General features: G+C 58.6%; 24 protein-coding genes and 1 pseudogene. 4 read left to right on the forward strand and 21 right to left on the reverse strand.

Features of this window, described 5'->3' with window-relative positions; genetic code table 11:
* Positions 1-70: 70 nt before the first annotated feature.
* From QP995_RS07385 to QP995_RS07395, 3 genes are read right to left on the reverse strand one after another with little or no spacing between them, the layout of a single operon-like run.
* Complete coding sequence (locus QP995_RS07385; RefSeq protein ID WP_284853070.1) at positions 71-790, reverse strand: hypothetical protein; 720 nt, start codon at positions 788-790, stop codon at positions 71-73.
* Positions 787-1,506 (reverse strand): AAA family ATPase, encoded by a 720-nt coding sequence (locus QP995_RS07390; protein WP_069358692.1) that lies wholly within the window; start codon positions 1,504-1,506, stop codon positions 787-789. Before QP995_RS07390 ends, QP995_RS07385 begins: the two co-directional genes overlap by 4 nt.
* Complete coding sequence (locus QP995_RS07395; RefSeq protein ID WP_016422738.1) at positions 1,503-1,865, reverse strand: GntR family transcriptional regulator; 363 nt, start codon at positions 1,863-1,865, stop codon at positions 1,503-1,505. The genes QP995_RS07390 and QP995_RS07395 overlap by 4 nt, the downstream gene beginning before the upstream one ends.
* Positions 1,866-1,999: 134 nt before the next feature.
* On the opposite strand from QP995_RS07395, the gene zwf reads away from it, so the two are divergent.
* Genes zwf through pgl form a run of 3 tightly spaced genes read left to right on the forward strand, consistent with a single transcriptional unit; the run spans position 2,000 to position 5,435 of the window.
* On the forward strand, positions 2,000-3,604 hold the full coding sequence (gene zwf, locus QP995_RS07400; protein ID WP_016422737.1) for a glucose-6-phosphate dehydrogenase: 1,605 nt from the start codon (positions 2,000-2,002) through the stop codon (positions 3,602-3,604).
* A gap of 50 nt (positions 3,605-3,654) precedes the next feature.
* Positions 3,655-4,671 (forward strand): glucose-6-phosphate dehydrogenase assembly protein OpcA, encoded by a 1,017-nt coding sequence (locus tag QP995_RS07405; RefSeq protein ID WP_070567126.1) that lies wholly within the window; start codon positions 3,655-3,657, stop codon positions 4,669-4,671.
* On the forward strand, positions 4,668-5,435 hold the full coding sequence (gene pgl / locus QP995_RS07410) for a 6-phosphogluconolactonase (protein WP_070567129.1): 768 nt from the start codon (positions 4,668-4,670) through the stop codon (positions 5,433-5,435). Before QP995_RS07405 ends, pgl begins: the two co-directional genes overlap by 4 nt.
* 91 nt (positions 5,436-5,526) lie before the next feature.
* Here the strand turns inward: pgl and QP995_RS07415 are convergent, their stop codons facing one another.
* Positions 5,527-6,837 carry an ISL3 family transposase gene (locus QP995_RS07415; RefSeq protein WP_070439683.1) on the reverse strand — a complete coding sequence of 437 codons (1,311 nt, stop codon included), beginning with the start codon at positions 6,835-6,837 and terminating at the stop codon, positions 5,527-5,529.
* 122 nt (positions 6,838-6,959) lie between these two features.
* On the opposite strand from QP995_RS07415, the pseudogene QP995_RS07420 reads away from it, so the two are divergent.
* Positions 6,960-8,075: pseudogene (locus QP995_RS07420) on the forward strand (AMP-binding protein); the annotation flags it as partial.
* Positions 8,076-8,078: 3 nt separating this feature from the next.
* On the opposite strand, the gene QP995_RS07425 reads toward QP995_RS07420, so the two are convergent.
* The 17 genes from QP995_RS07425 to rpe form a co-directional block, all read right to left on the reverse strand.
* Positions 8,079-8,393, reverse strand: coding sequence for a DMT family transporter (locus QP995_RS07425; RefSeq protein ID WP_035757985.1), 315 nt, complete (start codon positions 8,391-8,393; stop codon positions 8,079-8,081).
* Positions 8,390-8,740 carry a DMT family transporter gene (locus tag QP995_RS07430; protein ID WP_035757987.1) on the reverse strand — a complete coding sequence of 117 codons (351 nt, stop codon included), beginning with the start codon at positions 8,738-8,740 and terminating at the stop codon, positions 8,390-8,392. The genes QP995_RS07425 and QP995_RS07430 overlap by 4 nt, the downstream gene beginning before the upstream one ends.
* A 148-nt stretch (positions 8,741-8,888) precedes the next feature.
* Positions 8,889-9,125 (reverse strand): preprotein translocase subunit SecG, encoded by a 237-nt coding sequence (gene secG / locus QP995_RS07435; protein ID WP_005510775.1) that lies wholly within the window; start codon positions 9,123-9,125, stop codon positions 8,889-8,891.
* Positions 9,126-9,226: 101 nt separating this feature from the next.
* Positions 9,227-12,055 carry a phosphoenolpyruvate carboxylase gene (gene ppc / locus QP995_RS07440; protein ID WP_088611534.1) on the reverse strand — a complete coding sequence of 943 codons (2,829 nt, stop codon included), beginning with the start codon at positions 12,053-12,055 and terminating at the stop codon, positions 9,227-9,229.
* A gap of 202 nt (positions 12,056-12,257) precedes the next feature.
* Positions 12,258-13,046 carry a triose-phosphate isomerase gene (tpiA, locus tag QP995_RS07445; protein ID WP_049190741.1) on the reverse strand — a complete coding sequence of 263 codons (789 nt, stop codon included), beginning with the start codon at positions 13,044-13,046 and terminating at the stop codon, positions 12,258-12,260.
* Between the two features lie 69 nt (positions 13,047-13,115).
* The gene (locus QP995_RS07450) at positions 13,116-14,327 is read right to left on the reverse strand and encodes a phosphoglycerate kinase (RefSeq protein ID WP_070547090.1); all 1,212 of its coding nucleotides are present in this window, start codon (positions 14,325-14,327) and stop codon (positions 13,116-13,118) included.
* Positions 14,328-14,437: 110 nt separating this feature from the next.
* A complete protein-coding gene (gene gap, locus QP995_RS07455; protein ID WP_048731894.1) occupies positions 14,438-15,442 on the reverse strand; it encodes a type I glyceraldehyde-3-phosphate dehydrogenase in 1,005 nt (334 codons plus the stop codon).
* A gap of 183 nt (positions 15,443-15,625) precedes the next feature.
* The gene (gene whiA / locus QP995_RS07460) at positions 15,626-16,624 is read right to left on the reverse strand and encodes a DNA-binding protein WhiA (RefSeq protein ID WP_048731892.1); all 999 of its coding nucleotides are present in this window, start codon (positions 16,622-16,624) and stop codon (positions 15,626-15,628) included.
* Between the two features lie 191 nt (positions 16,625-16,815).
* On the reverse strand, positions 16,816-17,763 hold the full coding sequence (locus QP995_RS07465) for a gluconeogenesis factor YvcK family protein (RefSeq protein ID WP_048731879.1): 948 nt from the start codon (positions 17,761-17,763) through the stop codon (positions 16,816-16,818).
* 23 nt (positions 17,764-17,786) lie between these two features.
* Entirely contained in the window at positions 17,787-18,677 is an 891-nt protein-coding gene (rapZ, locus tag QP995_RS07470; RefSeq protein WP_005510809.1) for an RNase adapter RapZ, read from the reverse strand.
* A gap of 112 nt (positions 18,678-18,789) precedes the next feature.
* Positions 18,790-20,838 (reverse strand): excinuclease ABC subunit UvrC, encoded by a 2,049-nt coding sequence (gene uvrC / locus QP995_RS07475; protein WP_016422728.1) that lies wholly within the window; start codon positions 20,836-20,838, stop codon positions 18,790-18,792.
* Between the two features lie 29 nt (positions 20,839-20,867).
* Positions 20,868-21,362, reverse strand: coding sequence for a PH domain-containing protein (locus tag QP995_RS07480; protein ID WP_048731875.1), 495 nt, complete (start codon positions 21,360-21,362; stop codon positions 20,868-20,870).
* A 2-nt stretch (positions 21,363-21,364) separates the two neighbouring features.
* Positions 21,365-21,847, reverse strand: coding sequence for a 6,7-dimethyl-8-ribityllumazine synthase (gene ribH / locus QP995_RS07485; protein WP_048731874.1), 483 nt, complete (start codon positions 21,845-21,847; stop codon positions 21,365-21,367).
* Positions 21,848-23,110, reverse strand: a complete 1,263-nt coding sequence (locus QP995_RS07490; RefSeq protein ID WP_070866370.1) for a bifunctional 3,4-dihydroxy-2-butanone-4-phosphate synthase/GTP cyclohydrolase II — start codon at positions 23,108-23,110, stop codon at positions 21,848-21,850. It lies immediately after the preceding gene.
* A gap of 11 nt (positions 23,111-23,121) precedes the next feature.
* Positions 23,122-23,709 carry a riboflavin synthase gene (locus QP995_RS07495; RefSeq protein ID WP_016422724.1) on the reverse strand — a complete coding sequence of 196 codons (588 nt, stop codon included), beginning with the start codon at positions 23,707-23,709 and terminating at the stop codon, positions 23,122-23,124.
* A 69-nt stretch (positions 23,710-23,778) separates the two neighbouring features.
* Positions 23,779-24,831: a bifunctional diaminohydroxyphosphoribosylaminopyrimidine deaminase/5-amino-6-(5-phosphoribosylamino)uracil reductase RibD gene (ribD, locus tag QP995_RS07500; RefSeq protein ID WP_070866369.1), complete on the reverse strand. Its 1,053-nt coding sequence runs from the start codon at positions 24,829-24,831 to the stop codon at positions 23,779-23,781.
* 16 nt (positions 24,832-24,847) lie between these two features.
* Entirely contained in the window at positions 24,848-25,516 is a 669-nt protein-coding gene (rpe, locus tag QP995_RS07505; protein WP_070866368.1) for a ribulose-phosphate 3-epimerase, read from the reverse strand.
* Between the last annotated feature and the right edge of the window lies 1 nt (position 25,517).

Here is a 25,517-nt window from a genome sequence, read left to right on the forward strand (position 1 = left end):
ACCTTATATAAGCCCGTTTTATGCGGCCTGACCAGCAAATAGGCTGAAAATCAGACACACTTTTTGTCACTTAACCCGCGACGAAGGCGGGGCTCACAGTGGGCAGCGGGCGTTTCTCTTCCTTTAATGCCCAGGCCATCACGAACGCAGAGATTACGGTGATGATTGAGGCAAAGATCGGCACAGCCGGCCAGGGGGCGCCCGGTACGGAGTTGGTCACGTCCAGCAGATAGCTAAAGAGGAAGAGCGTGACCAGGGCCAGGCCAATGGTGATCGATCCTGCACGAGTGCCCTTCGCGCCGGCGACGGTGCCGACTGCGGTGCTCGCCACGGTAGCCATGAGGAAGCTCAAGAAGACGCACAGCGCGGTGAGCAGAACTGTGGTGTAGTTCTGCCCGGAATCCTCAATCATGTACAGCTCCCCGTTAGTGTCCGGAAACAGGGCCGGTCCGGAGGTGGCAATGAAGCTATCGAATCCGCGGTAGTAACCGGACTTGTTCTGTTCGATGACCATCGCCGTGACGATGAAGGCGGTAGCCACCAACGATGTGCCCAAGATTGCGATGATTGCGGAGCGTACCCAGCGGGCGGTGCTCACGCCGTAGTCACGCAGGGTGACCGAACGCCGGGCTGTGATGAGGAAGAGGATGCCCAGCGCGATAATGCCAAGCAAGGTGTTGCCGGTTCCGCTGCCTACGAGCATGCGCCCGAAGGCCGAGTACAGGATGGCCACGGCGGCAACACCGAGGAAGGTTTTCTTGTTGGTCGCGATGAAAGCTCCGGTGCTCATTTCTTGCTCCGTTCGATGTAGGAGGAGGTGCTTGCGAGGTCGATGAGGGCCGCGGGGTCGAGGTAGCTCACCTCAACGCCGAGGGCGCGGGCATGCGCAGCGGCAGACGAACTGAGCTCTGTAGCCAGGATTGCCTCGCAGCGCTCGCCGAGGGTTTTCTTAGCGAGCACTGGGCCGGCCACCTGCGCCACGAGATCCGTAGGGCCTCGCAGCACCGGATGGCTAGCGCGCAGCTTATCGACGTCATAGGGCCCGTACGCATCCTGCTTGTGGATGACAATCAAGGTGTCGACTAGGCCGGCTAGATCCTGGGAGTGCTGCGAGGTGACCACAATGTTGGCCGATTCGGCCGAGTCGATAAGCATGCCGCGCAATGTGGCGCGGTGCTCGACATCGAGGCCGTTGAAGGGCTCGTCGAAAAGCAATGCTTCCTTGCCCGATGCCAGGGTGGCAGCGGCGATGAGCAGCTGGCGCTGGCCCAGGCTGAGCTTTTTGATAGGGGTGTCAGCGGGGAAATCGAGGAGGGACTCCGCGTGGGGCACATCGAGCTGATCCCAGCCGGTGCGCAGGATCTGGAAATATTCGCGCGGGGTGGCACCGAAGACCTGGGTGTCGGGTGCAGCCTTCGCCAGGGCCGCCGTAGGCATCTGCGCGAGGGTACGCAGGTAGTAAGTCTTGCCGGCGCCGTTGGGGCCAATCACGCCGTAGATGCTCATTTCTCCTCCTCCAGCATGGCGATGATGTCGTGGAGCGTGAGGCCGAGAATGCCGGCCTCCGCTTTTAACGGCTCGATGTAGGTGCGCTGGAACGCTTCACGACGCTCAGCGCGAATGCGCTCACGGGCATCTGGAGTGACAAACATTCCGAGTCCTCTTTTCTTCTCCACAAGCCCCACCATCGACAGTTCCGTCATGGCCTTGGCGGCCGTGGTTGGGTTGACCTGATAAAACTCCGAGAGCTCCTTGGTTGAAGGGGCACGATCCTCAGCCGAGAGCTCCCCGGACAAAATCATTGATTTCAGATCCTCGGCGATCTGGACGTAGATGGGCCGAGGGTCCGCCTCCTTCGCCTGCATATACACCTCCGTGGTTTATGGGTATACCACCTAGGTCATAAACCTAAGGCAGAAGAAAGGGACCCGTCAAGGCCCCATCGGAGGAATCGGAAACGATTCCACCGGACTTTTCTCGATATGACATTATGTAAACCGTGAGTGATTCTCTGCAACGCAACGATTCGAACTCCCCTACTGCCAGCTCTCCGCACAACGGAGACGACAGCACCAACCACGACGGATACATCAACCCGCTGCGCGACCCACAGGATAAACGCTTGCCGCGTATTGCGGGCCCGGGCGGCATGGTGATTTTCGGAGTGACGGGCGATCTGGCCCGAAAGAAGCTTCTGCCTGCCATTTACGATCTGGCCAACCGCGGTCTGCTGCCCGCCTCCTTCGCGTTAGTTGGCTACGGTCGTCGCGAATGGTCGAAACAGGACTTTGAGGATTATGTGCGCACCGCAGTGGAACAGGGCGCCCGCACAGACTTCCGTGAGAGTGTCTGGCAGCGCCTGGCTGAGGGCATTCACTTTGTCACCGGTACCTTCACCGATGACGAGGCCTTCGATCGCCTGGCCGCACAACTTGAGGAGCTCGATCGCTCCCGCGGCACCGCTGGCAACTGGGCCTACTACCTGTCCATTCCGCCAGCTAACTTCCCCGATGTCTGTCATCAGCTCGATCGTTCGGGGCTGGCGCAGTCGGGCGAGGATTATTGGCGTCGCGTGATTATTGAGAAGCCATTCGGACACGACCTAGCCTCCGCTCAGGAACTCAACCGGATTGTGAACTCGGTCTTCCCAGAAGACGCCGTGTTCCGCATCGACCACTACTTGGGCAAGGAAACCGTCCAGAACATTTTGGCCATGCGTTTTGCCAACCAGTTGTTCGATCCGATGTGGAATTCTCACTACATTGACCACGTTCAGATCACCATGGCCGAGGACATCGGTTTGGGTGGTCGCGCCGGTTACTATGACGGTATCGGTGCGGCTCGTGACGTAATTCAGAACCACCTACTCCAGCTGCTGGCACTGGTGGCAATGGAAGAGCCCATCGCCTTTACCCCGGAAGAGCTGCAGGCGGAAAAGATTAAGGTTCTGCGTGCCGTCGAGCCAGTGCGTCCGTTTTCGAAATACACCGCACGTGGCCAGTACACCGCGGATTGGCAGGGCAGCAACTTTGTGCCGGGGCTGCGCGATGAGGAAGGATTCGACCCCGAGTCCACGACCGAGACCTACGCCGCTTGTACGCTCCAGATCAATTCTCGTCGTTGGGCCGGTGTCCCCTTCTACCTGCGCACCGGCAAGCGCCTCGGCCGTCGCGTCACTGAAATTGCGCTGGTCTTTAAGTCCGCACCGCACTTGCCTTTTGCGGAGACGATGACTGCCGCTCTCGGCCAGAACGCCATGGTGATTCGAGTCCAGCCAGACGAGGGCGTGCTCATGCGCTTCGGCTCGAAGGTTCCGGGCTCGGCCATGGAGGTACGCGATGTCAACATGGACTTCTCCTACTCCGAGGTGTTTACCGAGCAGTCGCCAGAGGCCTACGAGCGCCTGATTCTGGATGCGCTTCTCGACGAGGCCAGCCTCTTCCCCACTAATGAGGAAGTCGAGCTGTCCTGGAAGATTCTTGACCCCATCATCGAGTACTGGGCCAAGCGCGGTCGTCCCGAGGGCTACCCCGCAGGTTCGTGGGGGCCTTCCTCCGCTGACCACATGCTCGAGCGCGACGGTCGCGCTTGGCGACGGCCATAGGTTGCCGACCTCTCAGTTCTTAAGAATTTTCTGACAGAAAGAACACTTTCATGATTGTCAATTTGCCAGACACTGACACCGCGAGCATTGCTCGTCAGTTGGTGCAGCTTCGAGAGCAGGGCGGCATCGTCACCACGGGCCGTGTCCTCACCCTGATTGTTTTGGCCAAAAGCGAAGACGACCTGGAAAACATTATTTCCACGGTCAACTCCGTTTCCCGCGAGCACCCATCCCGTGTGCTGGTATTGGTCTCCGATGATCCACGCCTGGACAATCGGCTTGACGCGGAGCTCCGCGTCGGTGGTGATGCCGGTGCCGCTGAGATCGTCGTTATGCATATGTCCGGTGAGATTGGTCAGCACCACAGCTCTGTGGTGACTCCCCTGTTGCTACCGGATACGCCGGTCGTGGCGTGGTGGCCGTCTGAGGCGCCGCAGGTCCCAGCGGCGACACCAATCGGCCGGATTGCCCAGCGCCGTATCACCGATTCACTCTGTGACCCGAATAGCAACGCTATCTACACGCGCCGTACGGGCTACACGCCCGGCGATTCCGACCTGAGCTGGTCGCGGCTGACGAACTGGCGCGGTGTGTTGGCATCCGCTTTCGACTTGCCGCCGCACTCGCCGGTGACCTCCGTGTCCATCTACGGCCCACAGGACTCGCCATCGGTCGAGGTCGCCGCCGGATGGTTGGCAGATCGCCTGGGGCTGCCGGTCAACCGTTACTCCACCGGTGAGAAGAAGATTCCGGTGGACGAAAAGGGCCGCGCCAAGCCACCGGTGACCTCCGTCGCCTTTGAGCGTGAAAATGGCCAGACTTTGCGTATCGATATTGAAAGCGCCACCACTGCATCGGTCACCAACGGAGAAAAGCCCCCGTTCAAGGTTGCAGTATCGCGTCCAACACGCTCCGAATGTTTGGCAGAGGAGCTGCGTCACCTCGACCACGATACTGCCTACGGACGTGCCCTGCGTGGCCTCAGTCAGATTCACACGGTGGGAATGCAATCTCCGACGTCCACAACAACTAGCTTCGCTAACGAACCAGGAGTCTCTGACAAGTGACCACCGATAACGCCTCGAATACCGTCCCTGCCCCTCAGTTCCACCGCGCCGCTGACCAGGCGGGCATCGTCGAGGCTGCACGTCAGCGCTTCATCGATGCGGTTGTCGCCGTCCACCATGGCAACGCCTCTCCGGTCACCGATGACGGTTTCGTACGCGTCGTTCTCACCGGTGGCGGCGCGGGTACCGCTTTGCTCAGTGCGCTTGCCGACGATTCCGGAGACATCGACTGGAACCGAGTCCTGGTGTTCTTCGGAGATGAACGCTTTGTCGCTGCCGACTCGGCAGATCGCAATGCGTTGGCTGCTCGTAAGCGTCTCTTGTCCCCTGTCGGCGTGCCGGAGGAAAACATCTTCGAGTTTGCCGCTGCCGACAGCGGCGTGACCACCACGGAGGCCGCCGAAAGCTACGAAGCGATCGTTCGGGAGAAGGCTCCAAATGGCTTTGACCTTCACCTTCTCGGTATGGGCGGAGAGGGACACATCAACTCGATTTTCCCACATACCGCAGCGCTGGCTGAGCAGGAACGCTTGGTCGTGGACGTGCATAACTGCCCGAAGCCACCGCCGACCCGCATCACGCTGACGATGCCGGCCATCGCCAGCTCTCAGCGTGTGTGGCTACTTGTAGCGGGCGGCGAAAAGGCTGAGGCAATTGCAGCTATCGCTCAGCAGGACGACCCAGCGCAGTGGCCGGCGGCCGGGGTTCGCGGTGTTCAGGAAACCGTTGTCTTTGTTGACGATGCTGCGGCTGCGCAGCTCTAGGCTTCCGCTTCACCGCTAACAGCCCAGAACCAGCAAATTCCCGTCGATAAGCGAAATGCTATCGACGGGAATTTTTATTGCTTAAAGGGGCTCATCGTAAAAATGAGTGTATTTTGGTTCGGAATCCGCCGGTGTCCAGCAGTGCTCTGGTGATGTAGTGGGTGAGGTTGCGGAAGCCTAGGGCGGTACCGCGCAGGTGTTCGATTCTGCCGTTGATGGCTTCGGTGGGACCGTTGCTGGTGCCGATATGATCGAAGTAGGCCAAGATGTCATCAGCCCGGCGTTTCATCGTCCGGCCCAACGTCTGCAGCTCTTTGAGCGTGTTGGGGACCCCGTGGCTGATGGAAGCAATGAGTTTGCGGAACCGTTTTTTGGCTTGCTTCTTGTTGGGGTTGCGGTAGGCGGCGACAATCTTTTGGTAGATGTCATAGGTGGTCTTGACCGGGGCATGGTCCGGGTTGGCAAACACGGCATCCCGGCGGGCTTGTTGTTGTTCGGTCAGATACTCTTTGCCGGTTTTTAGCACTTTGCGGATCCCATACAATGGGTCCCCGTTGCGACCACGCCGGCTCAGGGTGGCTTGTTGGATGCGTTGTCGAACCTTATCCACGGCCTGACCGGCCAGGGCCACCACATGGAAGGGATCCATGACCGTGGTGGCCTCAGGCAGGGTTTCAGCTGCTGCGGTTTTATACCCGGTGAACCCATCCATGGCCACGATCTCAATGCCGGCCCGAAACGCGCTGGTTTGCGCTTCTAACCAGGTGATGAAGGTTTGTTTGGACCGGCCCGGGACCATATCCAATAACCGTGCCGGGCCTGTGCGGTCTGCCACGGGGGTCAAATCGATGACCACGGTGACATACCGGTTACCCCAGCGGGTGTGGCGCCACACGTGCTCATCGACCCCCAACACTCTGACCCCATTGAGCCGGTTGGGATCGTCAATGAGCAACCGCCGACCCGTGGTCAGCACCGCGTCGTTGGCGGTATGCCAGGACACGCCCAGATTGGCCGCCACCCGGGCAATGGATAACCGGTCGATGACTACCGATTTCAACGCCCACAACGCGGCAGCATGCGAGAGTTTGGCCTCCGGAGCCACCACGGATGTGGTGTCTTGTTGCCAGACACGGGCACAGGTATCGCACCGGTAGCGGCGTAACCGCACATGCAAGTGGGTGGGCCGCCAACCCACCGGCACATGCGTGACTTTGCGCACCACACTGCCTCGCACTGTGGCTTCAGCACCGCAATGCCGACAGAACTGATCGGCCTCCACGACTCGACATTCCAGCACGGCTTGCTCGGCGGTGACGTGTTGACCGGTCACGGTGACGCCGGAATTGCTCAGCAGGCAAAAGGCATCAAGATCTGGGCGCGAGAAGGTAAGCTGGTGCATGTCGAGGTCTTTCTTCAGATGTGTGGTTTCGTCACTTCCATCTTCGGAAGACCTCGACTCTTTTTACGCCTTCAACACACCCCGATCACCAAACCCATCTACACCCAAAATTCCGAAGAGCCGGATATCTCGTGGGGGTTTCCTACACCCACTGGGCGGTTTTTGATATCAAACCCGAAACCGATATCTACTGGACGGCCGCCGATATCGGCTGGGTCACCGGGCACTCCTATATCGTCTACGGGCCGCTGGCCAATGCGACCACCTCGGTGCTGTATGAGGGCACCCCGGATACTCCGCATCGGGGGCGCTGGTGGGAGATCGTGCAGAAATACGGCGTGACGATTCTGTACTGTGCGCCCACCAGTATCCGTACGTTCATGCGCTGGGGTCGCGATATCCCGGCCGAATATGACCTGTCGTCGCTGCGGTTGTTGGGCAGCGTGGGTGAACCGATCAACCCCGAAGCGTGGATGTGGTACCGCGAGCACATCGGGGGCAATAACGCACCGATCGTGGACACCTGGTGGCAGACCGAAAACGGCCATATTCTGATCAGCCCGCTACCCGGGGTGACCGCCACGAAACCCGGGGCCGCGATGCGCGCCCTGCCCGGCATTACGGCCGATATCTATGACGAAGCCGGCGTTCCGGTAGAACCCGGCAACGGTGGCTATCTGGTGATCACCGAACCGTGGCCCGGCATGCTGCGCACCCTGTGGGGCGATGAGGAACGGTATCAGAAAACCTACTGGTCACAGTACCCTGGCGTATATTTTGCCGGTGACGGCGCGAAATTCGATAAGGACGGCGATATTTGGGTCCTGGGCCGGGTCGATGATGTGCTCAATGTTTCCGGGCACCGGATGTCGACGGCAGAAATTGAATCGGCGTTGGTCGCCCATGCGATGGTTGCTGAGGCCGCTGTGGTCGGGGCCCAAGATGAAACCACCGGGCAGGCGATCGAGGCGTTTGTGATTCTGCGCGAAAGCGCTCAGCAACTCGACGACGCCGTCGGGGTCCTGCGTGATCATGTTCGTGCCGCGATCGGACCGATTGCGACACCGCGATCAATCACCGTGGTCACTGACCTCCCCAAGACCCGCTCGGGTAAGATTATGCGCCGTCTGCTCAAAGATCTCGCCGAAGACCGCGAGATTGGTGATACCACAACCTTGGCCGATGCTTCGGTCATGGAGACTATCCAGCAGCAGGTTCGCGCCGCTCGGGCCCAATAGCGCTTACCCCAGTTCGACGAGCACCACCCCCGCCATGATCAGCACCAGTCCCAAGATCATGCGCGGGGTTAACGGCTCTTTCCAGATGATCCGCGCCAGCACTGCGATGAGCGCGACACCGATAGCTGACCAGATGCCGTAGGCAATGGCCACCGGCATGCCGTAGGAGATAGTAACCGCTAAGAAAAAGAAAGCGAGCCCGTAGAACACCACGAGTGGCAGGATCCAGATTTTCTTCCGAAAGCCATCCGAAGCACGCAGACTCAGGGTAGCGATAATTTCAGAAACGATCGAAAAGGACAGAAACAGCCAGCTCATGATTCCAACACCTCAGCTTTGCCTGGATCGCGCTGGCCGGTTTGGACAATGAAGACGCCGGCCATGATGGTGACAATGCCGATGATCGCCGTTAAGCTGAGCGTTTCATGGAATAACACGGCACCCAGAACCGCGACCAGGGCAACTCCGGCTGCTGCCCAAATTCCATAGGCAATGCCGATTGGAATACCTCTTCCCAGGGCGAGTCCCAAGAGGGTGAAAGCAATGATGTATCCGATGACCACCCCGATGGCATAGAGCGGTTGATCAACGGCTGCACGCAGGCACATGGTGCCAAGCGCCTCGGCAACAACCGCCCCGATCAGTAACAGCCAGCTTTTGAGCATGTGGGATTTCCAACTTCCGTAATGAGTCCGGGCTTACTCTATCAATCGCGTCCGACCACTTCAACACACCCCGATCACCAAACCCATCTACACCCAAAATTCCGAAGAGCCCTTAAAGGCCTGCGGTGGGGCGTGCTGCGTGCGGAACCTACCAGCCGAAAGTATTGAACAGCAGCAACAGGACAATGCAGAGCAACCAGATAATCACGGTCACAATAGTGACGCGGTCAAGGTTCTTCTCCACCACAGTCGAACCGGACAGATTCGACTGCATGCCGCCACCAAAGAGGCTGGACAGTCCGCCACCCTTACCCTTGTGGAGCAGGATGAACAGCGTCATCAGGATGGATGTGATGACCAGGACAATCTGAATGGCGAGGTACACGCGCACTTCCTTTTGAAACGTCGCTTCTTTAAGAACTCCAACTATACTAGCGCAATTGCTCGGCTGGCTAGGTATCCCTAGCCGTATCCCTAGGCGGATTCCTAGCCGGAGTTGCGCAGTGCAGTTGCCAGACCATTCATGGTCAGCTGAATGCCCCGACGCACCTTGTCGCGATTATCGCCGGCGCGGTAGCGACGCAGCATCTCCAGCTGGATGATGTTCAGCGGCATAAGGTACGGGAAGCGCATGTCCACCGAACGCCTGAGCAGCGGGTTGTCCTCCAGCAGGTGCTTGTACCCGGTTACCTTCAGGAACATCTCCAAAGTCAGGTCGAACTCAGCCTTGATGATGCCGTAGATGCGCTCACCGTCGGCCTTATCTTGGCAAAGGCTAGCGTAGGCGCGCGCCAGGTTCAGATCAGCCTTGGACATGACCTGCGCCATGTTCGACAGCACCGAATTGAAGAACGGCCAAATCTCGTTGAGCTGACGGAGCTCAGCCAGGCGGGAACCGTCTTCGTCCTCGCCGATCCACTCCTGCAGTGCAGAGCCGACACCAAACCAGCCCGGCACCATAGAACGCTGCTGCGACCAGGACAGTACCCACGGAATTGCGCGCAGGTCAGAAATGGTCTGGGTCTGCTTGCGTGAGGTCGGACGCGAACCGATGTTCAGGCTGCCGATCTCATCGACCGGGGTCGACGACGTGAAGAAGTCAATAAAGCCCGGGTCCTCGTGCATGAGCTTCGAGTAGGCCTCGCGAGACAGGTCGGAAATCTCCGACATAATCTCGTGGGCGCGAGCTGGGTTCTTCAGGTCATCGACGTCGAGCAGAGTCGACTCAATCGTTGCCGAAACCAGCGCGGCGAGGTTCCTGCGTGCCGCTGCAGGGTGACCGTACTTTGCAGAGATAATCTCGCCCTGCTCAGTGATACGCACGGACCCCTGGACTGCACCCGACGGCTGCGCCAGGATTGCCTCGTAGGACGGACCGCCACCACGGCCGACAGTACCTCCGCGGCCATGGAAGAGACGCAGGCGAATGTCGTTGTCCTTCGCGGCTGCCACGATTGCGACCTCCGCGTCGTAAAGCGCCCAGTTTGCAGCGAAGTACCCGCCGTCCTTGTTGGAGTCGGAGTAGCCGAGCATGACTTCCTGCAGATCTCCGCGTGCGGACACGTATGCGCGGTAGACCGGAATGTCCCACGCAGCACGCAGCACGTCGGCACCAGCCTGCAGGTCTTCGATGGTTTCGAACAGCGGAATGACGTCAACAGAACCGGTCGGCTGGGAGCCATTCGGGCGAATCAGACCGACTTCCTTGAGCAGAATCATCGGCTCCAGCAGGTCGGAGACCGATGTACACATCGAAATGATGCAGTGCGGTACCGCGTCGTGACCGTACTTGCGCACCGCACGAGATGCCGCACGCATAATGCCTAGCTCGCGAGCCGTAGCTTCGGAAAGATCTGCGGAAGTCGAAACCAGCGGACGGGAGGACTGCAGTTCCTTGGTCAGCAGCTCGACCTTGTCGGCTTCCTTCAATCCCGCGTAGTTGTCCACCACACCGGCAGCGGAGAACAGCTCGGTGAGAATTTCCTCTTGAGAGTCCGAATTCTGGCGGAGATCAATCGAGTACAGGTGGAAACCAAATACCTCCACTGAATCCATCAGGTCGCGCAGGCGGTGATCGGCGATGAGGTCATCGTGGCTGGACCGCAGGGAGTCGTCGATAATCGAGAGCTCTTCAAGTAGCTCCTCGGCGCTGTCATACGGAGTGAATTCCGACCAGTCGCCCTCAATGATGGACTCGTCGAAGAAGTTCACCGCTGTTGCCGCCACGCGCCCGCGGATACCGTGAACCGCACGACGGTACGGCTCATCTTCGCGGTTTGGTACGTCATTGTGGCCGCGGCTGGCCAAGCCGACCAAATCTACGGTGACCTTGGTCAGGCGGTCGCTGAGACTGAGCTCGCGCTCCAGCAGGTGCAACTGCGAGAAGTAGTGACGCAGGATCGTACCTGCTGCCCTATCGGAGGCGTAGCGCAGCGTCTCCTCCGTCACGTATGGGTTGCCGTCGTGGTCACCGCCAATCCACGAGCCCATGCGAATCGTTGGATTAGCCGGCAGCTTGTCGCCGCCGAGCTGACGCAAGTGCTTGACGACGTCTCGGTTAATCTGTGGCACAGCTTCCAGCAGAGAAAGCTGGTAGTAGCGAAGACCAACTTCGACCTCGTCGCGAATATCCGGGCGGTTCATGCGAATCAGAGCCGTTTGCCACAGCGTCAGGATCCGGCGACGGATATCGGCATCAATCTCAGCGAGTCGGTCCGCGGTGCGCGCATTCATCGGGGCTGCCTGGATCTCGTGGCGGCGCCGCATTGCAGCCGTGATGTGCTTCTGCACATCGAACACTGTGCGACGACGAGTTTCCGTTGGGTGTGCGGTCAGAACCGGGACGACCTCAATGTGGTCCATCATGTCCGCAATGGCGCTGCCGGAAACCTTGGCGTCGCGAAGCTTCTGCCATGTTGCCTCCAGCGTGGAGTCCTGCGGTGGATCGCCAGCATCGAGAGATGCCTCGATGCCCAGCTCCTCGTGCAAATCCTCAGCGAGGTTGGCCAAAAGTGCGAAGTGCGTGAAAGCACGGATGACAGGGCTTGCCTCGGCTGGGTCAATATCGCGGAAGAGGCCGGTGAGCTTCTCGATGTCGCCATCGCCACGATGGAGTTCGAAGGCTGCACGGCGAGCATTTTCGACCAGGTTAAAGACCTCGTCACCCTCTTGCTCGCGGATTACCTGCCCAAGAATTCGACCCAGGTGGCGAATATCCTCCCAGAGCAAGTCCTGCTGCTTCGCGGTAGCGGTCGATGAGGATTGCTCATTGCTTGCAGTGTGTCGGTCAGTGTCACCATGTACTTGTTCGTTCATTGAGCACGTCCTTTGAAAATTGCCGGGCATTCCAAGTGGAAAGCCTCGGGAAATGTATCGCGCTAAAACATTGCCAGTCGGTGTGCCTGGATTGAGTCCGCCTAAAGGCAATAACCCCGAATCGGTTTTATGAGAATCAATAAAACCAATCCGGGGTCGCGCATGGCGCCTATCTTATCAGTTGTTCTGAATTTATATGCACTTAGGCGTTCTGAGCGGCATCTGCAGCAAGTGCGCAGAGCTTCGCGAATGCTTCACCGTCGAGCGAAGCGCCACCGACGAGGCCGCCGTCGACGTCGGGCTTGCCGACGATCTCAGCGACGTTCTCGGCCTTGACGGAACCACCGTAGAGGATGCGCATCTCCTTTGCGATGTTCTCGTCCGCAATTTCTGCGACGGTCTCGCGGATAGCTGCACAGACTTCCTGCGCGTCTGCAGCCGATGCGACCTTACCGGTGCCGATAGCCCAGACAGGCTCGTAAGCGATGACGGTCTTGGCCAGCTCAGCGTTGGTCAGGTTAGCCAGGGAGCCCTTGACCTGAGAGACAACGTACTCGACGTGCTCTTCGGCCTCTCGGACCTCCAGCGGCTCGCCGACACAGACGATTGGGTTCATGCCCTCGCGCAGTGCTGCCTTGGCCTTCTTTGCGACCAGCTCATCGTCCTCTGCGTGCATATCGCGACGCTCGGAGTGACCGACGACGACCCAGGTGCAGCCGAGCTTTGCCAGCATCGATGCGGAAATCTCGCCGGTGTAAGCGCCGGACTCGTGGACTGAGACATCCTGCGCGCCGTAAGTGACGCCGAGCTTATCGCCCTCAACCAGAGTCTGGACCGAACGCAGGTCGGTAAACGGCGGGATGACAGCGACGTCAACCTTGTCGTAGTACTCCTTTGGCAGAGCGAACGCGAGTTTCTGCACCACACCGATAGCTTCGAGATGGTTCAGGTTCATCTTCCAGTTACCAGCAATAAATGGTGTACGTGCCATAGTGGTGGAATTCACTTCCCTATCAATTAGCGGATTTTTAAGCGATGAAAATCCGGTGGTGGAAAAATCTTAGTCTTCCAGGACGGAGACGCCCGGCAGAGTCTTACCCTCGAGGAACTCCAGCGAAGCGCCACCACCAGTGGAGATGTGGCTGAAGCCGTCCTCGTTCAACCCCAGAGTACGTACTGCTGCTGCGGAGTCGCCGCCACCGACGACGGAGAAGCAACCGTTGTTAGTGGTGGCATCGATGATGGCCTGTGCAACCTCGCGGGTACCAGCTGCGAAAGCCTCCATCTCGAACACGCCCATCGGACCGTTCCAGAACACAGTCTTGGACTCAGCCAGCACCTTGCCGAATGCCTCAGCGGAAGCCGATCCGATGTCCAGGCCCATCCAGCCTTCCGGAATCTCGGTGGCATCGACGACCTTGTTTTCAGCGTCAGCAGCGAACTTGTCGGCCACGACTACGTCGGTTGGCAGAACAATCTTTTCGCCGTAGAGGTCCAGCAGATCCTTACAGGTGTCAATCATCTCTTCCTGCAGCAGGGACGCACCAACGTCGTAGCCCTTGGCAGCCAGGAATGTGAAGCACATGCCGCCGCCGATGACCAGGGAGTCAACCTTCGGCGCGAGAGCCTCAATAACGCCCAGCTTGTCGGAAACCTTGGAACCGCCGAGCACGACGGTGTACGGCTTCTCCGGGGTCTCTGCGACCTTGCGCAGAACTTCAAGCTCAGCCTGAACCAGGTTGCCGGCGTAGTGCGGCAGCTTCTTAGCGACGTCGAAGACGGAAGCCTGGGCGCGGTGAACAACACCGAAACCGTCGGAAACAAATGCTCCGTCCGGAACAAGTGCGGCCAGCTCGGCTGCGAATTCGGCGCGTTCTGCCTCGTCCTTGGAGGTCTCGCGCGGATCGAAGCGGACGTTCTCCAACAGGAGTACATCGCCCTCGGTCAGACCATTTGCGCGCTCGTGCGCGTCCTCACCGGAGACATCACCGGCGAGCGCGACGTACTGCTCCAGGCGCTCAGATAGCGCCTCAGCGACCGGGGCCAGGGAGAACTCGGACTTAACCTCGCCCTTCGGGCGACCCAGGTGAGCCATAACAACGACCTTGGCGCCGGCCTCGACAAGCGCGGACAGGGTGGGCAGCGAAGCATCGATTCGACCCGGATCGGTGATAACGCCGTCCTTCAACGGAACGTTAAAGTCGGAGCGGACGAGGACGTAACGGCCTTCAATACCTTCGTTGATCAGGTCTTTGACAGTCTTAACAGTCATCTCAATGAAATCCTTGTGAAAGTGTGTAAAAAACGGGCCGTGGGTGGCGTGCCCTACTCAGGCGCAACCACCCCGGCCCGTTCGGGGTCTGGGATTAACCAGGTGAGTTATTAGAGGCGCTCACCGACGTAGACAGCCAGGTCGACGAGGCGGTTGGAGTAGCCCCACTCGTTGTCGTACCAGGAGACAACCTTGACCTGATCGCCGATGACCTTGGTCAGCGGTGCGTCGAAGATCGAGGAACGCGGGTCGCCCTCGATGTCCTTGGAAACGATTGGGTCCTCGTTGTAGCCCAGAACACCCTTGAGCTCGCCCTCAGCAGCTTCCTTGATGGCAGCATTGACGGACTCGACGGTGACCTCGCTCTTCGCAGTGAAGGTCAGGTCGGTGACAGAGCCGGTCGGGGTCGGAACACGCAGTGCGTAGCCGTCCAGCAGACCCTTGAGCTGCGGCAGAACCAGAGCGACTGCCTTTGCAGCACCGGTGGAGGTCGGAACAATGTTCAGTGCAGCAGCGCGGGCGCGACGCAGGTCCTTGTGCGGAGCGTCGTGCAGACGCTGGTCACCGGTGTATGCGTGGATGGTGGTCATGAGACCGCGCTCGATGCCGAACTTGTCGTCCAGGACCTTAGCCATCGGAGCCAGGCAGTTGGTGGTGCAAGAAGCGTTCGAAATGATGTTGTGCTTCTCCGGGTCGTAGTCAGTGTGGTTAACACCGACAACGAAGGTTGCGTCTTCGTTCTTAGCCGGAGCGGAGATGATGACCTTCTTGGCGCCAGCCTCGATGTGAGCCTTGGCAGCGTTGGCATCGGTGAAGAAACCGGTGGACTCAATGACGATGTCGACCTCGTGCTTGCCCCACGGCAGGTCCTTCGGGTCGCGCTCAGCGTATGCCGCGATGCGCTTGCCGTTGACGGTGAGGGACTCATCGTCGTAGGTGACCTCTGCGTCAAGCTTGCCCATGATGGAGTCGTACTTGAGCAGGTGAGCCAGGGTCTTGTTATCAGTGAGGTCGTTTACAGCAACGACTTCCAGGTCAGCGCCCGCAGCGAGCAGGGAGCGGAAGAAGTTGCGGCCGATGCGACCAAAACCGTTAATACCTACACGAACCGTCACAATAATCTCCTTAATGGATTGGCGAATCGATGCCACTTGTCAGGGCGCTGATTGCGCTCCAACAGGTTCACTACAGAAGTGTACGTTGGGTTTTTCATTCGCGCAGCGGTGGTTTGGTGCGAAAATCCCAAATAAACGGAGATTTATCAAAAATTACGCACCTGACTAGGCATAACAGGTGCTTTACTCGTCAACTTCTTTGTCAAAAAGTTCGTCTGTAACGACTGCAGTTGTGGGGGGAATTCCGAGTTCGTTTGCTCTTTTGTCCGCCATGGAGAGCAAACGGCGGATGCGTCCTGCGACGGCGTCCTTGGTCATTGGCGGATTTGCCAGCTGCCCAAGTTCTTCCAGTGAAGCCTGCTTGTGCTCGATGCGCAGCTGTCCTGCAGACACCAAATGGTCTGGTACATCGTCACCGAGAATCTCTAAAGCACGCTCTACTCGCGCTGCTGCAATAACGGCCGCACGAGCCGAGCGCCGCAGGTTGGCATCGTCGAAGTTTGCCAAACGAGTGGCCGTCGCTCGCACTTCACGACGCATTCGCTGTTCTTCCCACTGCAGGCGAGTAGTCTGGGCTCCCATTCGCGTCAGCAGCGCACCGATTGCATCGCCCTCCCGGATGATTACACGATCGCCACCGCGGGATTTATTCTCCTTGCTCTTAGCCGTAATTCCGAGTCTACGAGCACATCCCACCAATGCAAGTGCCGCTTCTGCAGAGGGAGCAGTGACTTCCAAAGCTGAGGAACGCCCCGGCTCAGTCAGTGAACCATGTGCCAAAAAGGCACCCCTCCATGCAGCTTCTTGATCGATCTTCTGTCCCATGATCAGCTTGCGTGGTAGCCCACGTACGGGACGTCCTGCAGAGTCGATCAGGCCAGTTTGCCTAACGACGAGTTCCGCGCCATCAGTTACCCGCACGATGTACTTCGAGGTCTTTCGCAAGCCGCCGGGAGACAAGACATTGAGGCTGGCTTTGACATCGTAGAGTTCGGCCAGCATGGAGCGCAGGCGGCGTGCGACAGCGCCGGAATCCAACTCAGCCTCCAGCACAATCGAACCTGCCACCAGGTGGAGTCCTCCTGCGAAGCGGAACAGGGTCGAAATCTCCGCTGCCTGAGCGCTTTCCTGCGAAACTGACACGCGGGCTAGTTCGTCTTTGACCTTCGCCGTCAATGCCACGATGCTGTCCATCCTCATTTCATGTGTACGAGCTGGGTTTGGGCCTGGTTAATTTAGGTAAAATTAACCCCATTTGAGCTTTAGCAATAAACCTCAAGGATAGTATCCGGTACCAATCGAGTGGCAATTAGTTGATTGTCTATTGCATCCTCGCAGGAGAATGCATAAAAACCCTCGACTGACCGGACGCTTTAGAGGAACTGACGAAGTGCGACAGCTAGTTTCTCCGGCGAATGCCGACCCGTCAGAGCTCCGTGGTCATCAACTTCTTGCACATCGGCGAAGACAACCTGCGCGTCTAGGCTATCCGCCGCTCGCTGCAGGTATTCTCGTTCGGTATCCGCGAGCGGCGTGTTGTCGTCGACAAGCACGTAATTGAGCTTCAAGTTAGGTGCATGCTGCGTGAGCATATGGATGTGCCGTTCGGAAGAAAAACCGGCGGTCTCCCCCGGCTCGGCGACAAGATTCAGCACCACGACGGTTGTGGCATTGGTTTCTTGCAGAGCATCCCGCAGCCCGGGCACCTGAAGATGTGGCAGAACCGAAGTAAACCACGAACCCGGACCCAGCGTCACCAAATCGGCATTGAGGATAGCTTCAATGGCCTCCTCGGATGCCGGCGGAGTCTCAGGAATCAGCCGGATTCGGCGCACCTGGCCAGGTGTCGTGGCCACTGCGACCTGGCCACGGACCTGGCGCACAACGCGAGCATCCTGCTCCAAGCCAACGACTTCGGCCTCAATCTCTAGCGGGATCGGCGACATGGGCACGACGCGACCCCGGATTTGCAGCAACCGGCCAATTTCGTCAAGCGCGTCGACTTCATTTCCCATCACACTGGTGAGGCCAGCGATAATCAGATTGCCAATCGCATGCCCTGCCAGTGCGCCAGTTCCGCCAAAGCGGTGCTGCAGTGTCTTTTCCCACAGATCGCCTTTTTCCGTATCTGCGGAAAGCGCGGCGAGTGCCATGCGAAGGTCTCCAGGGGGAATCTGCCCCAGCTCACGACGAAGGCGACCCGAGGATCCGCCGTCGTCGGCAACTGTGACCACCGCTGTGACATGGTCCGCAACCTGACGGTCAGCTCTCAGCGTGGCAAATAGACCATGACCGCCACCCAGACTGGTAATTGATGTCAATTTCTACACCTCCACGAAAACCGCTAATTGCGGTCAATATCGCGGTGGACGACGTTGACGTTGATCCCGGAAACTCCCTCGAGCTTCTTAGCCAGCGCCTCCGACATGGCCACACTTCGGTGATGGCCTCCGGTGCATCCCACAGCGATAGTCATAAAACCCTTGCCCTCACGGCGGTACCCGGGCAAAACCAATTCAATCAAGTTTGTGACGTTGTCCAAAAACCCCTGAGACTCAGGTTGGGACAGCACGTAGTCGGCCACGGCTTTGTTGGTACCGCGGCCCGCACGCAGCTCAGGTACCCAATAGGGATTGGGGAGAAAACGGACGTCGAAAAGCATGTCGGCATCGCGCGGTGCACCGTGCTTAAACCCAAAAGATTCGATGGTGATCTGCTGAATCTTACTAGCGGTATCCGACAACTGATGCTCTAACTCACGGCGCAAATCGTGCACGCTCATGTCAGAAGTATCCACTACTAAATCCGACATGCCCTTTATTGGCAGCAACATCTGACGTTCAGCGGCAATACCCTGTGAAAGCGTGCCATTTTCCTGCAGCGGATGGGTGCGGCGGACAGAGTCGTAGCGGGCGATGAGGGTGTCGTCGTTGGCATCAAAGAAGATGACATAGGGCTGGCGCCCCTCATTGCGGAGTCCGTCGAGCACCTCCCCCAAACTGCCGGCGAACGCGCGCGAGCGCACGTCGGTGACGATAGCGAGGCGCTCTACTGGAGAGTCCGCCTCAAACGACAACTCGACCATGCGCATAATTAACTCCGGTGGCAGGTTGTCTGCGACATACCAGCCCATCTCCTCCAAGACGCTGGCGGCCGTATTGCGTCCGGAACCGGACATGCCGGTAATCAACACAAGTGACTTTTCAGCCTGAGGGGAATAACCCGAAGTAATCATGCCATCACTCTAATACAATTCCGCCCAACCGCTCTCGGTTTTACTAGCGGAAGTAAACCCCCTAGCACTGTTTCAAGTGCGGTTTTAGCCACTTGTTTACCTACTTCTACGCCTACTCTCCCGGACCGACATCCGAGTTTGGATCTGACGGCTTCTCGTCTGGATGGAGGTAATCGTAAACAGTTTTCGCGAGCATCGGCCCGAAACCAGCCACTTCTTCGATCTGCTCGACGCTGGCCTTCTTCAGCGCCGCAACGGAACCAAAGTGCTTGACCAACTCACTGCGGCGTGCTGGCCCCAGCCCCTTAATGCCATCAAGCACCGAAGAACGCATGCGTTTAGAGCGCTGCTGGCGGTGATAATTAATGGCAAAGCGGTGCGCCTCATCACGAATTCGCTGAATAAGGTACATCGCCTCCGAATTGCGCGGCAGAATGAGTGGCTCATCATCGTCGGGAATCCACAGCTCTTCTAAGCGCTTGGCAATCCCCACCAACGTCACATCGGTGACCTCGAGTTCATCGAGGACCGCCTGTGCGGCTGCGACCTGCGGTGCACCACCGTCGACGATGAACAACTGTGGCGGGTAGGCAAACTTGCGGTTACTCCGCGACTGCTCATCGACGGCATCAGTCGTCTCTTCGACGAACATCTCGCTTGCATCATCGGGCATGGCGAGCTTGTCCTCGTTATGGCGCAGAAAACGACGGCGCACCACCTCAGCGATAGAACCGACGTCGTCCGAGCGACCGTCACCCGCTGCATCTTTGATTCGGTAGCGGCGGTAGTCGGACTTCTTGGGCAATCCATCCTCGAAGACCACCAACGAGGCCACCACATCGGTGCCCTGAATATGCGAGATGTCAGTGCACTCGATGCGCAGCGGCGCTTCATCCATAAATAGCGCGTCCTGGAGTTCGGAGAGAGCCTGCGATCGAGTAGTTAGATCTCCACTTCGCTTTAGCTTGTGCTGGCGTAGCGCTTCAGCTGCATTTTTCTGCACGGTCTCCATGAGCGTCCGCTTGTCACCGCGTTGTGGGACGCGAATATCTACATTGGTGCCACGAATATCGGTCAAAAATGCAGTAACCTCGTCAAGATCGTCGGGCGTGGCCTGAACGAGAATTTCGCGTGGCACAACCTGGGCGGCAGTGGTTGATTCATCGCCGTCGACATCCGCGTGCTTGGCGGCGTCGCCATAGAACTGTGTCAGGAACTGCGTTAGCAGCCCACCCAAGCTGGGGTCAGTTTCTCCCTCTCGAAACTCCGTAGTCGCGTACTCGCCGGACTTCTCCACTACCCAGCCGCGCTGACCGTAAATACGTCCCGCCCGAACATGGAAAATCTGCACGGCCGCTTCCAGTTCGTCGGTTGCTAGCGCAATAAAGTCGGCATCGGCGGCGTCGGAAAGCACGACTGACTGCCGCTCCATGACCTTGTCGATGGCAGCGAGGTTGTCGCGCAGACTAGCGGCGCGCTCGAAGTCTAACTCGCCGGCAGCTTCCTCCATTTCCTTCTTTAAGCGCCTCGTGACCGGGCCCGTATTTCCCGACATGAAGCTGGTAAAACCACGGACAATTTCGCGGTGTTCCTCGGCACTGACACGGCCGACACAAGGCGCCGAGCATTTGTCGATATAGCCGAGCAAACAGGGCCGCCCCAGGGCTTGCTGCCGGTTGAAGACTCCCTTTGAACAGGTGCGGGCTGGGAAAACTCGTGTAAGCAAGTCGAGCGTTTCTCGGATAGCCCACGCGTGTGAATAAGGCCCGAAATAACGCACGCCCTTCCGGCGCGGTCCTCGGTAGAGAAAGAGCCGCGGGTACAGCTCTCCAACGCTGACGGCCAACATCGGATACGACTTGTCGTCGCGGTACATCACGTTGAACCGCGGATTAAAGCGCTTGATCCAGGTGTACTCCAACTGCAGCGCTTCGACTTCATTGTGGACGACAGTCCACGTCACCTTCGAAGCGGACTGCACCATTTGGCGGGTGCGGGGATGAAGCCGAGTTAAGTCCTGGAAATAGTTAGACAAACGCGCACGGAGATTCTTCGCCTTGCCGACGTAGAGAACGCGCCCGGTTGAATCGAGAAAACGGTACACCCCCGGCTCCGTGGGAATGGTGCCGGGGGCGGGACGGTACTGAGAAGGGTCAGTCACTTACGGTGTCCTTAAAACGTGTCCTTGGGTTAGTCCTCCGGCATGAACTTGTCTTCAAGTTCACGGAACCGGCGAATGTCTTCCACGACGCGGCTGCCGTCGGCCGACTGGATCGCGAGCATCGGCACAAACTCAAAGTCAGGCAGCTCCAAGCGAGCCCAGCGGGACTTCTTTGGAAAACTCAGGCCGTAGATATCGACCCACGGGTAAAACTTCGCATTGAGTAGATTGCGGACTTCCACACCCCTGGCATTTACGCGAACGCGAGCCCGAGTCAGCAGCAGGATTACCCCGGCGATGATCAAACCAATCATTGGGAAAGCCAGCTGGTCGATAGCGGTCACCGAAGCTCCGGTGTTACCAAAGTCCACCACGATACCCATGAAGATATGGATAGCGAAGACCACAACTGCAGCGATAATCGCCCACAGACGCAGCTTTTGCGAGGTGATTTCCAACAGCCATTTGTCTTCGCTACCGGTGTCGACGGCAGTCGAATTGCTGTGGCGTTCGGAGTTACCCATTCTTACTCAGCTCCACCTTCACGAAGGGACTTCAACACTGCGACGGTATGCAGCGCTGCGGCCATGGCCTCGCGACCCTTATTCTCCGCAGCTCCCTCACCGCCGGCACGATCAATTGCCTGCTGTTCAGTGTTGCAGGTCAACACACCATTGCCAACTGGCGTTTCACAGTCCAGTGCGATCCGCGTCAGGCCCTCAGTCACCGAGTCGCAGACATAGTCGAAGTGCGGCGTACCACCGCGGATAACGCACCCCAGCGCCACCACGGCGTCGTGAGTTCGCGCGAGCTGTTGCACCACAACCGGAATCTCCAGAGCACCGACGACAGTCACATCCGTGACTACAGCGCCGACCTCCTCGGCCTGTGCCAGCGCTTCACGACGAAGCTGCCCAGTAATCTCCTCGTTCCAGTGAGAGGTGACCAGACCGACGGTCACACCAGTGGAATCGGGAACGGAAATTTCAGGAAGACCTGCGCCACTCATCTACTGTGCTCCTTCTGTCGAAATGCCGTGGGTCTCCATGTACTCATCCAACCAAGGGAGCTCATGGCCCATGCGTTCGCGCTTTGTCAACAAGTATTTCAAGTTATCCTCGTTGACCTCAACTGGCACCGGTACCCGGCGGCTCATCTCCAGTCCATAACCACCTAGGCCGGCACGCTTGGTCGGATTGTTCGTCAGCAGCGCCATAGTGGTGACTCCAAGATCCTGCAGAATCTGTGCACCAGTGCCGTACTCACGGGCATCCGACGGCAAACCGAGCGCAAGATTGGCATCAACGGTGTCAGCGCCTTCATCTTGCAGATGGTAGGCCTCCAGCTTCGGCATCAGACCAATGCCTCGGCCTTCGTGACCGCGCATGTAGAGGATGACGCCACGCCCCGCTTCGTGAACCATGCGCATGGAGTTGTGCAGCTGCTGACCGCAGTCGCAGCGGCGAGATCCCAGTGCGTCGCCAGTGAGGCATTCGGAGTGCACACGCACGAGGACGTCCTGACCATCGTTGGAAGACACATCCCCCACAACGAGAGCGACATGCTCAACACCGTCGATAAGGCTCCGGTACCCAATGGCACGGAACTCGCCGTAGTCGGTCGGCAGCTTGGTTTCGACAACGCGTTCAATCAAGTGCTCGTTGTGGCGACGGTATTCGATCAGCTGCTCAATGGAGATCAGCGCTAAATCGTGCTTGTCGCAGAAGCGACGCAGTTCCTCCGCGCGCGCCATACCGGTCGGGTCTTCCTCGGAGACAACCTCACACAGCACGCCGGCAGGACGGAGCCCTGCCAGGCGGGCGAGATCGACCGCAGCCTCGGTGTGGCCGGCACGGACGAGGACGCCACCATCGCGAGCTCGCAACGGAACCACGTGTCCTGGTCGGGTGAAATCGTGCGGGCTCGAAGTGGGGTCAGCCAGAGTACGAATGGTGTTCGCACGATCTGTGGCGGAAATACCGGTCGTACCGGTGTTGGCATCCACGGTCACTGTGTATGCGGTACCGCGGGCATCCTCATTCTCTGACACCATCGGTGGCAGATTCAGACGCTCGCAGTCCTCGGCGGTCAGGGGCGCGCAGATGTAACCAGAGGAATAGCGAACCATAAAGGCAACAAGTTCAGGCGTTGCCTTCTCGGCGGCGAAGATGATGTCGCCCTCGTTCTCACGATCTTCATCGTCGACGACGACCACGGCCTTACCGGCTGCGATGTCCGCAATGGCCCGCTCTACAGAATCGAACTTAATCACAGTCTTGTAGCTTATCTTTCCAACATTTTCTCGACGTACTTGGCTAGCACATCGACTTCCAAATTGACCTTGGCGCCTACCGCGGTCGAACCAATAACGGAGTCCGTCAGCGTCGTCGGTATCAGGCTGACCTCAAAGAACCCCTCGCCTACTGCAGAGACGGTCAACGAAGTACCATCCACGGCAATTGAGCCCTTTTCCACGACATACTTGGAGAGATGCTCCGGCAGCGAAATCCGCACTACTTCCCAGCGCTCCCCTGGCGTGCGCGAAATAACCTCGCCGGTGCCATCGACATGTCCCTGCACGATATGGCCGCCGAGGCGTTGACCGACTGCGGTTGCACGTTCGAGGTTGACCTTGGAGCCGACCTCAACCTGGCCGAGGCTCGACCTATCCAGAGTCTCTTGCATGAGATCAGCGGTAAAAAAATCATCGCCAAACTCCACGACGGTCAAACAAACACCATTGACAGCAATGGAATCACCGTGGTGCACGTCGTCAAGCACGGTGGTCGCGCGAATGGTCAGAGTAATGGAATCGGCTTCGCGGTGGATTTCGCGAATTTCGCCGAGTTCCTCAACAATTCCCGTAAACATGGTGGTCAGGAAAATCCTTTACCGTTTGTTATAAATTGAAAGATTTTTACAAAATTAACTCTAGCCGGTCTACCCGCGATCTTTGCCACTGCGGAGTGCCGTAATCAAAATGTCATCCCCCAGAGTCTCGACCGCGACGGTACGGAAGCGGGAGATGTCAGTGATGGTGGTCTCGTGGTTGGCCGATGTCACGGGCAGACCAGCGCCGAGAAACGCCGGGGCAATATAGGACTCGATTGCGTCGACAGCATCGGCTTCTAAGAAAGCGCTGGCGAGCCGTGGGCCGCCTTCTACCAGCACGTCAATAAGCCCCATATCCGCCATTGTCTCCAGCGCCACTTCCACATCGTGAGTTTGAATGTGGCGGAAGTTATCGCCGCGGATATTCGCATCGGCGGCGACTTCCGAGGTGCCGATCGCGATGCGCAGGGGTTGCGTTGACAGCTCCTCGCCGTCTGGTGTGCGCGCGGTCAATCGCGGATTGTCAGCGAGCACTGTTCCCGTTCCGACGACAATCGCTTGCCGACGTGCACGATCGATATGTACCCGTGCCCGCGCCTGCTCCCCCGTAATCCACTGCGAGGTGCGGTCGGTAGCGGCGGCGAAACCATCCAGCGTGCCCGCCGTCTTCAGCGTGATGTGTGGGCGCCGAGTGCGCTGCCAGTGTAACCATGGACGCAGATAGCCATCCGCCACACGATTGCGTTGGAACTCCTCGACCACGTCGATTCCCTTGTATCGCAACCACTCGCTGCCGCCAGCGGCCACGGGATTAGGATCGGCGACCGCAAATATGACGCGGGAAACTCCGGCTGCCGCAAGTGCCTCGGTGCACGGTGGTGTACGGCCGATATGATTGCACGGCTCTAGTGTGACCACTGCAGTACCGCCCTGAGCTCGTGCCCCCGCCATTTCCAATGCTTGTGGCTCTGCGTGTCGGCCACCTACCGGCTCAGTTCCGGCCACTCCTACCGCAATCCCTGCGGTATCGAGGATAACGCAACCAATCGGTGGATTGGGATAGGTGGTGCCCCGAACTCGCTGGCCGGCTTCTATGGCCAATGCCATAGCTTGAGCGTCAGTCAGCGGCTGTGCGGAGACGAGATCCGGAAACTGTGCCACCGTGCTTCACCGCCGTCTACTTAGTTGCAGCAGCAGTTGCCAGTGCGCGCAGCTCATCGACAGCAGCCGCACGATCCTCAGCGCCGAATACGGCCGACCCTGCAACGAAGGCGTCGCAACCGGCGGCGGCAGCGGATTCGATGGTCTTGGCGGAGATACCACCGTCAATCTCGATCAGAGTATCCAGACCTTCGGCATCAATGCGCTGACGCAGCTTCTCGACCTTGGTTAGCTGATCCGGCATAAAGGACTGGCCCCCGAAACCGGGTTCGACACTCATGACCAGCACCTCGTCGAATTCGGCGAGGTGATCCAGCCACGGCTCAATTGGGGTACCCGGGCGCAGCGAGAACCCGGCCTTCACGTCCTGGGAACGAATGTGGCGTGCCAGTGCGATGGCATCGTCGACGGCTTCCACATGGAAAATAACGGAGCTCGCCCCCGCCTTAATGTAGGTGTCGACCCACTTCTCCGGGTTCTCAATCATGAGATGGACATCCAAGTACTTGTCCGTCACCGCAGCTACGGCCTCCAGCACCGGAGCGCCGAAGGACAGGTTGGGAACGAAGTGGCCATCCATGACGTCGATATGTAGCCAGTCTGCATTGGCTACAGCCTCAACCTCGCGGTCGAGGCGAGCGAAGTCAGCAGCGAGAATGGACGGGGCAATAATTGGTGCGCTCATA

Origin of the sequence: Corynebacterium sp. MSK032 (assembly GCF_030232065.1) — a bacterium.
Taxonomy (GTDB): Bacteria; Actinomycetota; Actinomycetes; order Mycobacteriales; family Mycobacteriaceae; genus Corynebacterium; species Corynebacterium jeikeium_D.